The organism is Actinoallomurus soli (assembly GCF_024055715.1).
GTDB classification, from domain to species: domain Bacteria; phylum Actinomycetota; class Actinomycetes; order Streptosporangiales; family Streptosporangiaceae; genus Actinoallomurus; species Actinoallomurus soli.
On the sequence record NZ_JAMXMV010000041.1, the window covers coordinates 24,736 to 35,244 of the forward strand.

The 10,509-nt window shown below is 68.4% G+C and carries 9 protein-coding genes; 6 read left to right on the forward strand and 3 right to left on the reverse strand.

All coding sequences use genetic code 11. The features are described from left to right. Positions 1-309 precede the first annotated feature (309 nt). A complete protein-coding gene (locus NDW01_RS41670) occupies positions 310-936 on the forward strand; it encodes a response regulator transcription factor (protein WP_252830135.1) in 627 nt (208 codons plus the stop codon). A gap of 68 nt (positions 937-1,004) precedes the next feature. On the opposite strand, the gene NDW01_RS41675 is transcribed toward NDW01_RS41670, so the two are convergent. Together NDW01_RS41675 and NDW01_RS41680 are read right to left on the reverse strand one after the other, a co-directional pair. Further along, positions 1,005-2,411: an EsaB/YukD family protein gene (locus NDW01_RS41675; RefSeq protein ID WP_252830137.1), complete on the reverse strand. Its 1,407-nt coding sequence runs from the start codon at positions 2,409-2,411 to the stop codon at positions 1,005-1,007. A 136-nt stretch (positions 2,412-2,547) separates the two neighbouring features. After that, positions 2,548-3,591, reverse strand: a complete 1,044-nt coding sequence (locus NDW01_RS41680; RefSeq protein ID WP_252830138.1) for a LamG domain-containing protein — start codon at positions 3,589-3,591, stop codon at positions 2,548-2,550. Positions 3,592-4,097: 506 nt separating this feature from the next. On the opposite strand from NDW01_RS41680, the gene NDW01_RS41685 reads away from it, so the two are divergent. From NDW01_RS41685 to NDW01_RS41700, 4 genes are all read left to right on the forward strand, one after another. After that, entirely contained in the window at positions 4,098-4,475 is a 378-nt protein-coding gene (locus NDW01_RS41685) for a WXG100 family type VII secretion target (protein ID WP_252830140.1), read from the forward strand. 12 nt (positions 4,476-4,487) lie between these two features. Next, entirely contained in the window at positions 4,488-4,808 is a 321-nt protein-coding gene (locus tag NDW01_RS41690) for a WXG100 family type VII secretion target (RefSeq protein WP_252830142.1), read from the forward strand. 109 nt (positions 4,809-4,917) lie between these two features. Further along, entirely contained in the window at positions 4,918-5,718 is an 801-nt protein-coding gene (locus NDW01_RS41695) for a hypothetical protein (protein ID WP_252830144.1), read from the forward strand. A 112-nt stretch (positions 5,719-5,830) separates the two neighbouring features. Next, complete coding sequence (locus NDW01_RS41700; protein ID WP_252830146.1) at positions 5,831-8,488, forward strand: right-handed parallel beta-helix repeat-containing protein; 2,658 nt, start codon at positions 5,831-5,833, stop codon at positions 8,486-8,488. Between the two features lie 30 nt (positions 8,489-8,518). On the opposite strand, the gene NDW01_RS41705 is transcribed toward NDW01_RS41700, so the two are convergent. Continuing rightward, on the reverse strand, positions 8,519-9,262 hold the full coding sequence (locus tag NDW01_RS41705) for a hypothetical protein (protein ID WP_252830148.1): 744 nt from the start codon (positions 9,260-9,262) through the stop codon (positions 8,519-8,521). Between the two features lie 179 nt (positions 9,263-9,441). On the opposite strand from NDW01_RS41705, the gene NDW01_RS41710 reads away from it, so the two are divergent. Then, positions 9,442-10,509 (forward strand): hypothetical protein (locus NDW01_RS41710; RefSeq protein WP_252830150.1); only part of this gene is annotated, 1,068 nt, incomplete at its 3' end.

Sequence of the window (10,509 nt, forward strand, 5' to 3'; positions counted from 1 at the left end):
GTGGCATCAGTGTTGTACGGTTGATACCACCGAGTGTAATCACCTTGAGCCGCATCGACTCCGACGGCCCCAGCGACGAGCGCCACCCGCAGCGGCGGTCGTAGGCCTACAGCCGGTCCGAGCCAATCCGCTTCGCCAGGCTAATCGGTTCGCGTTGGCGGCTCGATCAAATAAGAAAAGCAAAACACGGTGATCGATGATGTCGGTTCAATATCTTTCATTTCATCGAGTAATTCTGTGCAGAGTGCCGAGAGTCGCGGGGCTCCGATGACTCATCTGCCAAGAGTTGCGGTTGTCGAGCATCATGGCTTGGTCCGCCGGGGGCTGGAGAGCCTGCTGGCCGGCAGCCCGTCCGCCCGCCCGGTCGTGGTGGTGGCCGAACCTGCCGAACTGGACCCTGCGGGCCCGCGCCCGGACGTCATCCTCTTGGGCCCCTCTCCGGAGACCGAGGGGACCCTGGACGAGGTGGTCGGTAAACTCGCCACGCTCGGCCGGGTTCTGGTCGTCGCCGAGTTCAGATGGCGGCAATCGGTGACCGCCGTGCTGAGGGCCGGCGCCCACGGCTGCGTCACCCGGGAGGCCGGCGACGACGAGTTGCTCGGTGCGATCGCCACCGTTGCCCGGGGCGGGCTCCATATCGCCCCGGAGCTCGCCGGGCGGCTCCACACCGAGTTGCGGCTGTCCCCGGCCGCCGAACCGCCCGCGCTCGCCCGTCGCGAAGTGGAGACGTTGCGCTGGCTGGCCGCTGGTCTGACCCACCGGCAGATCGCCCGGCGGATGGCGCTGACCGAGGCCACCGTCAGCACCTACGTCAAGCGGATCAGAAGCAAGCTCGGGGTGGGCAACAAGGCCGACCTGACGCGTAAGGCGTTCGAACTCGGACTGTTCCTGGAGGACGGAGAAACCCGCGCGGCTTGGGACCCTTCCGGTCCCTGACGGTCCGAGTGACGCCCTCCACCAGGTGAATCCGGTGCCCGTCTCTGTTCGGTGGGCACCGGTCAGCGTCACAGGCCCCGGCCAAAGGTGAGGAACCAGTCGAACACCCCGAAGGTGGCCACCGCGAAGGCGATGCCGGCGCCGCCGAGCACCGATGCGGTGCTGATCAGCCACCCGGGGCGCGCCCGGGATGGCGGTTCCGGACGGCGCACCAGGTTCCGGAGGCCGTACGCCAGCAGCGCGACGGCGACCAGGCCGGCGCAGGCCGGTGCGGTCCATCCCGACCAGCCGAGCGCGCCGGCTCCGAGGACGAGCAGCATGCACAGCGCGGCGGCTCCGGCCACGGCGATCGGCACCGCCTCGGCGACCAGCCGCGCCTCACCGACGCGCAGTATCAGTGCCACCCCGAGACAGACGTCCAGCCACGCACCGTATGAGGACCCGGAGGCGGCCAGAGCCACCAGCGAAGTGGCCAGCACGGCGGCCAGGCCGCAGGTCCACATCACCAGCAGCAGGGTCGCGCTGCTTACGGCCTGCGCGACCAGGTCCTCGTCGCGGTCGCCTTCGCCGGGCAGCCGCCGCTCGCCGGTCCGTCGGTAGGCGTAGGCGACCAGGCCGCTGGTCGTCTGCGCGGAGAACGTCAGCAGTACGAACGCGATCACGGCCGCGACCGCGGCCGTCTGGGTGCCGTTCGCCCCCAGGAGAGCCAGTCCGCCGGCCGCGACCGCGGTGGCCGCGCTCGCGGCCAGCACGGCGCAGGTGAGCACCCCGAGCGCCGCCACGTACGCCAGTAGAGCACCGACCAGGGCGCCGACCGCGAGGGCACCCAGGGTGAAGCCCCCCCGGGTCAGTGACCCGCCGGGCCCCTCCGAACCGGGGGGCCATTCTGAGACGGCCAGCGCCCTGGCGGCCAGCGCCAACAGCGGTACCGAGGCCAGGGCGAGCGCCTCGCGCAGCCGCCGCGGTACCTGCCACCGCCGTTCGCCGGCCACCCAGGCCAGCGCGGGCAGCATCAGGCCGGCGGTCGCCGCCAGGTCGGCCAGGACACCGACGCCGAACCGGCCGCGTGCCTGGAGGACGACCAGCGCGGCGACCAGCCAGCACAGGCCGATCCCCGTCGCGGTCACCAGCCGGGCGTGGGCGTTCCAGCGGTGGTCCAGCAGTCCCTCGGACACCTCGGCGACCCGCTCGGCGACGTCGTACACCACCGGTTCTTCGAACTCGTGCGCCGTCACGTCGCGCAGGTAGAGCACCTGGCCGTCGACGATGCCCAGTTGGTTCAGCGAGCGCTCGGGCGCGTACGGCTCGCCGGTGGGCAGGGCCAGCGACCAGGCGGCCGGCATGACGTCGGCCTCTGGCTGGGCGCACAACTCGGCCAGCGTGTTGACGTAGCTGGTGATCGGCGCGTTGGCGGGTACCGCGAGGTCGACCTGGCGTCGCTCACCCACGACGGTGATCCGGCAGTGCTCATCCACGAAAGACGTGTCCCTTGAGGTTCTCGATCGGACCCGGTCATTCTTCCGGCGGGGGACCTGCGGCCTCCAGTACCCCGTTCCGGTGTCCCCGCGAACTCCGCGGGGTCTGTCTGGCCATGCCCGCCGGCGTTTCGACCTAGATCTTGCGGATCTGGGCTGCGGTGAGCGCCGTACTGAAGACCTTGACGTCGTTGATCTGTCCCGGGAACCAGTCGGCGTCCTTGCCGTTGGCCTTGGCCCGGCCGATCGCCAGGTCGCCGGTGGAGGAGACCGGGGAGGTGTCGTGTGTGGTGCTCTGCCGCACCCCGTTGACGTAAAGGGTCACCTGTCCGCCGCCGGCGTCGTACACCCCGACCAGATGGGTCCAGGTCCGCAGTCGTGGAGCGGCCGACGACAGTGACCGGGTGTTGCGGGAGAACGCCCACCGGTTGCCGGTCTTCACGTACTGGAGGTAGAAGGTGCTCCATGTACCGCCGTCCTGGCTGACCGCGGTGGCGAAGTGGGCGGTGCTGGTCAGGTACACCCACGCCGACACGGTGAAGCTCTGGCCCGGCCCGGTGCCGACCACCGGGCCGGCCGTGGTCAGCTGGCTGTCCTTGCCGTTGAAGATCCCAGAGCCGCCGTGTCCGGACCCGCGGGCGACGTCGTAGACGGCGGCCGGAAAGGCATTCGTCTCCTCCGTGCCCAGGGCGCCGGACCCCGAGCCGATCCTCCAGAAGGCGACCGGAGCCGGTCCGGTCTGGTGCGGTGCCGTGCGCTGCTTGGTGGGCGTCGGGGATTGCTGCTTCTGCTGCTGCTGCTTCTGCTGCTGCTGCTTCTTCGGGGCCTCGGACCGGCTGGGGGTGGCCGAGGGCAGTTGCTGTTGCACCGAATGATCCGGTGCGACCTTGCTGTTCGCGGCCATGTTCTGCGACGCCCCGTCGGACGTGTCGTTCCGGTGCCCGTGCACCTCCACGGCGAACACTCCGCCCAGCCCGACCAACAGCGCCGCCGCCGCCAGGCCCACCGCCGCCAGGGGGACCCGGCGCGGCGCGCGGGCGGCCGGGCGGGTGACGTCTCCGTCCTCGCCGGCCTTCCCGTCCGGCCGGTCGGTGGCCGGTGGAGTCGCCCACTGCCCACGCCGCAGCGAGCCGCGGGCGGAGCCGCCAGGGCCGGACGGCCCGTCCGAATCGGGCTTCATCGCTTGCTCGGACTCACCGGAGGCAGGCCCCGGACCAGGCAGGACAGGATCGTGCAGCACCGGGTCCTCGGGTATTTCTCCGGTCAGTCGATCCGGCGTCGTTCCTTCCATTCGTATGTCTCCTCACGCAGTCGGCCGGGATTCTCCCTGGCCGCGGCAGCGGTACCGCACACCCCGATATGGAATTACGGTGCCGGTCGAGGGAAAGACTGTCCTCAGCGGGCGCCGGCGGGCCTTGGCGGACCGTTGCCAAGCTCATTCGGGCACTGCGCGGAGCATACAGAGATATGTCCAGCCGAGACGGGTACGTCCCCCAAAAGGTGTCCCGGCTTGTCCCCAATATGGTGATCGACGCTTCCCCGGCCGGTCCGTGTTCGACAAACTGTCCTCTGCCTTCCGCTATTCGCGGCAGCCTGTCGGAGTGAGCCGGAAGAAGGCGGGCGGCGGGCTCTACGAGTCAGGCGGCGTACCGACGGACAACTCATCACGAATCCTTGGAGCGCGATATGACGGTTCCCTCCGACTACACGGGCGACGTCACCGTCGGTGGAGTGCATTACCACGTCACCCCGGAGTACCTGGCCCAGGCCGTGGCGGACACGAATTCCACAGCCGATGAGATCGCCAACCAGCTCAGCGACCTGCAGAAGTACGTCCAGAGCGTGGAGGCCGCCTGGGGCGGCATCGCCGCCGACCAGTTCAACATCCTCATGCAGGATTACAACATCTACGCCACCATGCTGCACGACGCACTGACCGACATCGCCGACGGCCTCCAGGGCAACTACGTCAACTACGTGAACTCCGAAGAGCAGAACATCAACAACCTCAGAGCCCTGGGTGAGGAACTCCCCGCCCCGCCTACCGGCACCAACTTCAACTGACGGAGCACGCAGATGACCCAGTCCTCGATCGACGGTACCCAGATCCGCGTCGACGACATGCTGAGCAATGCCGGCGCCACCATCAACGCCAAGGCCGCCACAATCGCGGACGAGCTCGCCCGGCTCAAGAGCAAGCTCGTCCCGCTCCAGGAGGATTGGCAACAGAGCCAGGCGTCCACCTACTACCAGGACATGCAGAACGAGTGGGACATCGCAGCCAACGGCCTGTTCGGCCCCGACGGCGTGCTCGGGCGGATCGCGCACGCCATGAACGTCAACTGGAACAACTACTCCGAGGCGGAGTGGTCCAACGTCTCCACCTGGAAGCACTGACCGCTTCCGACCCGGCCCCGTGCCCAGCGCGGTGGGCACGAGGCCGTCAGCGTAAGGCCGACCGCTGTCGGGCGGACACGGCACCGGTGACGAGGAGCACTGCCTGAGCATGAACTACGAGGACGAGGACTGGCGCGGATTCGCCGCTGCCTTCAACCGGACCGTACGCCCGGACCGGCGACCGGGCCACTCCGGGGTACGGGTCCTCGCGACCGGCTTCGCGGGGGTGGTCGCCGTGGCGCTCGGTACCCTCCTGACCGGCGCCCTCGGCGGCGGCCGGGCGATCGCTAAGCCGAGTGACCTCAAGCCCATGTCCTCGCCACCGAGCACCGGTGGCGGGGGAACGATGCGGACGGGCAGCTCCTGGACCGCCGTGGCCGGTCCGGGCTGTGCCTCCACCGACACCAGCAGCTTCGCCGCGTACGGTTACTACACCGGGACCAACAGCGACCAGACCACCGGCTGGTCCACCACGTCCAGCGGCGGCTACAGCGGCGACAGTTGCACCGGCGAGTACCTGTCCATACCGGTGTCGGGACAGCCCAGTTCCTACGACGACACCCGGTTCGCGCTGTGGCGGTTCGACCTCAGCAAGACGTACACCAGCGCCTCCTGCACGCTGGCCACCTACGTTCCGAACAGTTCCGACCGTCGGCTTGTCGGCGGTGACCCCGCGTACTACTACTACTTCCAGACCGACTACGGCTACGGCTCCACCGACTCCTCGATCGGCGGCTACCTGGTCTCCCAGGTCTCCAATCGTGGTCACTGGGTCGTCGGTAAACCGTTCAAGGTCAGGACCGGGCTCGTCACGGTGAAGCTCGTCGACGCCGGGGCCAGGGACGGCGGCGCCGCGAAGGACGCCCACGTCGCCGCCGCGCAGGTGCAGATCACCTGTAATGCCGTATGAGCACTGACCTCACGGCCGTACGCCGTGTTACCGGACCGGCGGCGTGGCGGTGAGGAGCGCACTGCGGGTCGGCCACCGCAGCTGGGGCGCGCACCGGACGATCATGGCTGCCGTGCGCGCCGCTGAGCCCGGTGCTCTGATCTCCATCCAGCCCGGCACCTACATCGAGAGCGTCGCGCTGGACCGCGACGTCACCCTCATCGCCGAGAAGGGCCCCGGCTCGGTGCGGGTGGTAGGTGGGCGTGGTCCGGCGCTCGTTGTGCACGGGCAGGGCGGCGCCGTACGGGACCTGGTGGTCGAAAGCCCCCACGGCGAGCCGGCCGTCCTGATCAGCGGCGGCACGGTGCTGATCGAGGGCTGCGAGATCACCGGAGGGCCGGTGCAGGCCACCGGGACCGCCACCCCGGTGCTGCGCGGGTGCCGGCTGCACCACACCGGGGAGGTCGGTCTGTACCTCGGCGGCGACAGCGCGGCCGAGGTCGAGGACACCGAGGTCGCCGATGTCGACGCTGTCGGCGTCTTCGTCGACCATGGGGCCGCCCCAGTGCTGCGGAAGCTGGCGATCAGCAGGACCGGCGGGCACGGCCTGCGGTTCAGCGGGTCGGCCCGGGGCACCGCCGAGGACTGCCAGATCACCCACACCGGAGCGGCGGCGGTCGCGATCGACGCCAACGCCGCGCCCCTTCTGCGGGACTGCCGCATCGGTGACAGCGCCGCCGCCGGCCTGATCGTCACCGGCCACGCCGGCGCCGCCCCCGGTGCCGTACCGGACCAGGACGACGACCAAGGCGAGGACCAGGACGCCTCGGCGGGGGGTGCCTTCGGGGTGGCACTGCACGGCTGCCAGATCGTCCGTACCGCGAAGGACGGCGTGCACGTGACCGGGCAGGCCGCCGTCTCCCTGACGGAGTGCCGGATCAGCGAGGTGCGGGCGACCGGGGTCGTGGTCGGGGGCGACGGCCGGCTGCGGCTGGACGGAACGACGATCACCGACACGGGCGACACCGGCATCGCGGTGGGCGGCACGGCTCGGGTCGAGGTCAGCCGCAGCACCATCCAGCGGGTGGCGGCCAACGGGGTGTACGCGGGTGAGTCGGCGCGGCTCGTCCTCAGTACGACCGTGGTCAGCGACACCGCGTACACCGCGGTTCACGCCGGCGGCACCAGCCGCCTGGCGGTCCGCGCCTGCGAACTGCGCGGCACCCCGGAACACGGGCTGCGGGGCACCGATGACGCCCTGATCACCGTCGAGAACACCACGATCGAGGATGCCGGCTTGTCCGGGCTGGCCGTCGATGGCTGCGACCTGTCGGCCCTCCGCTGCCGCATCGGCAAGGCGGGCACCGGGATCAGCCTCAAGACCGAGCATCGGCCGCTGATCGACCGCTGCGAGGTCAAGGGATGTTCCGGGCCCGGCCTCGACGTGGCCGCCGGCACCGCCGCGCTGGTCGTCGACTGCCGCGTCACCGAGACCGGCGCGGCAGGCGTCTTCGTCCGGGAACGCGCCACGGTGTGGCTGACCGACTGCACCATCGCCGACACCAAGGGCACCGGCCTGGTGGTGCAGGAACGCGCCACCCCCCGGCTGCGTGGGGTGTCCATCGCCCGTACCGGGAAGAACGGTCTGTTCGTCGCCGACAACGCGGCGGGGCGGTACGAGAACTGCGACATCAGTGTCGCCGGCTTCCCCGCGGTCTACGTCGGCAGCGGAGCCACCCCGCTGCTGCGCGGCTGCCTGATCCACGACACCGACGAAGCCGTCAAGTGCGCCGAGGACGCGGACGCGGTGTTCGAGTCGTGCCGGGCCGAGAACGTGAAGGCAGGGGAGTTGCCGCAGGATCAGCCCGGCGATCCCGCGCGCGTTGACGCCGGGGTCCCGGTTCCGTCCATCGGTGTCGGTGCGCCCGAACCGGCCGGCGCGTCCATCGGGCCTGACGGCACGGCGAAGTCGGCAGGCAGGAAGGGCGAGAGCCTGGCCGAGGTACTGGCCGAACTGGAGGGGCTGGTCGGTCTGGACGGAGTCAAGCAGGACGTCAGCACCATGGTCAAGGTGATGCAGATGGTCCGGCAGCGCACCGAGGCCGGGCTCGCCTCACCGCCGCTCAGCCGGCACCTGGTCTTCGCCGGCAACAGCGGCACCGGTAAGACCACGGTGGCCCGGCTCTATGGCCGCATCCTCGCCGCGGTCGGCCTGCTCTCCCAAGGGCACCTGGTGGAGGCCGACCGCGGCTCGCTGGTCGGTGAGTACGTCGGCCACACCGCCCCGAAGACCACCGCGATCTTCCGGCGTGCGCTCGGCGGCGTGCTTTTCATCGACGAGGCGTACGCGCTGACCCCGGAAGGCCAGGGTACGGATTACGGCCGGGAGGCGATCGCCACCCTGGTGAAGCTGATGGAGGACCACCGCGACAACGTGGTCGTCATCGTCGCCGGCTATCCGGACGAGATGGAACGCTTCATCGACGTCAACCCCGGCCTGGCGTCCCGGTTCACCCGCACCCTCCTCTTCGAGGACTACGACGCCGAGGAGCTCGTGCAGATCGTCGACTTCAATGCGCGCGAGCACCAGTACGAGCTGCCCGAGCGGACCCGCGAGTCGCTGCTGGCCTACTTCGGCTCGATGGTGCGCGACGACCGCTTCGGCAACGGCCGCACCGCCCGGCAGATCTTCCAACGCATGACGGAGAACCACGCCAAACGAGTCGTGGAACTCGAAGCCCCGACGACCGAGGACCTGGTGACTCTGCTTCCGGAGGACCTGCCGGGTTGAAGAAGTTGAGCCGGCGCCTGGGAAAGGGACTCAGGCGCCGAACGGTCCGTCGGGAGGGAAGGCGGCCTTGTAGTCCATCGTGGCGTAGGACTGGCCCGCATCGGTGATCAGCGCGGTGAACCCGCCCATCGCCTCGATCGCGTTTCCGATGGTGTTCAGCAGGTTCTTCATCTGGGGGATGGTCGCGTCCGCGAACTGCTGGGCAGCGTCGTCGCCCGGGTCCGGCCTCCAGCTCCCTTGGAAGACCGCTGAGCCTGTCTCCACCGTACCCTGGGTGAACCCGACATCCTGGCCGAAGAAGTTGTCGTCGCCGACCGCCTTGTTGACCTCGTCCTTCAACGTCTCATACCCATCGATGGACTGCGAGGTGGCATCGAGACAGCGCTGCTCGGACGACCGGAGGGTGGACAGGTTGATGTAGAACCGGCCGCTCTCCATCGCGGGCGAGGCACCGTCGGACGAGCCGTCATCCCGCAGCGGGCGGATATCGGGTGCCGTGGTGTAGGCCATCTTGAGAATCGGCTCATTGCCGCTTTTCTCTGGCGGATCTGAGTCGCCCGATCCATCCGAGGGCAACGGTGTTCCACCGTAATAGCTGGCGTAGTCGTCGGCGGCGGCCTTCTGAACGTCGTCGGAGCCGTCGACCTGCGGTTCCCAGGGCTTTCCAGGTGTCTCGTACTTAGGAACGATCGGCTTGACTGAGCCCAACTGATCGGACATCGACAACACCAGCTCTCTGTGCGGCCGTCTCGGCTCCAGAATCTTCGCGGCCACGGAAACCTCTGCACAGTCCGCGCGCGTATGCTCTCATCCTCCCCTTGACGTGGCGAGGACATCGACGTCCCTTTTCCTGGACACCGTCGGAGCTCCGACGTGGACCTGTCCGTGATGGAGCGGACTCCGTACGGTGGGGGGCGCCACTATGGGTGAAGAGTAAGAGTGGAGCGTGTGTTGTGACGACACCGACATCGGGAGCCTCTCAAACCCAGCCGGCGGCGGAGCCTGCCGAGGTGGTCGATGGCCATCCGGGGACGGTCCAGCCGGACGGGTCGTTCGTCTCCGACGACGGTACGGTCTACGTTCCTGCAGGGGGGCGACCGGAGCACGGAATCTCCACCCCGGACGGTCACTTCATTCCGGGCGGCACGACCCACGTCATGCCGGACGGCACGACCGCCTACGGCATGATGGCCGGCAACGTCTTCTTGTCGGTTGACCAGAAGACGATCGAGCTCGGTGACGGCTCGGTGCTTCACGGTAACTTGGACGTGAATACGGGAGTCTTCACCACTGACTCTGGTAACGCTTATCTAGTCACCGCGGATGGTGTTGTCTCCGTAGTGGCTCATGTGATGCCGGATGGTTCGACGGCGTACGGTCAGATGATCGGCGGTGATTTCTATTCGGCCGATGGGTCGACGGTTGCGTTGGCGAATGGTGATGTTCTGCATGGCGGCAGTCCGCAGAATGGGGTTTTCGTAACCGATGCGGGTGCTGTTTATCTGACTACGGATTCCGGGCTTGTTCCCGGGGCGAGTCATGTGATGCCGGATGGTTCGACGGCGTACGGTCAGATGATCGGCGGTGATTTCTATTCGGCCGATGGGTCGACGGTTGCGTTGGCGAATGGTGATGTTCTGCATGGCGGCAGCCCGCAGAATGGGGTTTTCGTAACCGATGCGGGTGCTGTTTATCTGACTACGGATTCCGGGCTTGTTCCCGGGGCGAGTCATGTGATGCCGGATGGTTCGACGGCGTACGGTCAGATGATCGGCGGTGATTTCTATTCGGCCGATGGGTCGACGGTTGCGTTGGCGAATGGTGATGTTCTGCATGGCGGCAGCCCGCAGAATGGGGTTTTCGTAACCGATGCGGGTGCTGTTTATCTGACTACGGATTCCGGGCTTGTTCCCGGGGCGAGTCATGTGATGCCGGATGGTTCGACGGCGTACGGTCAGATGATCGGTGGCGATTTCTTCTCGATCGATAGCACGACGATCGTGCTCGGAGACGGCACCGTA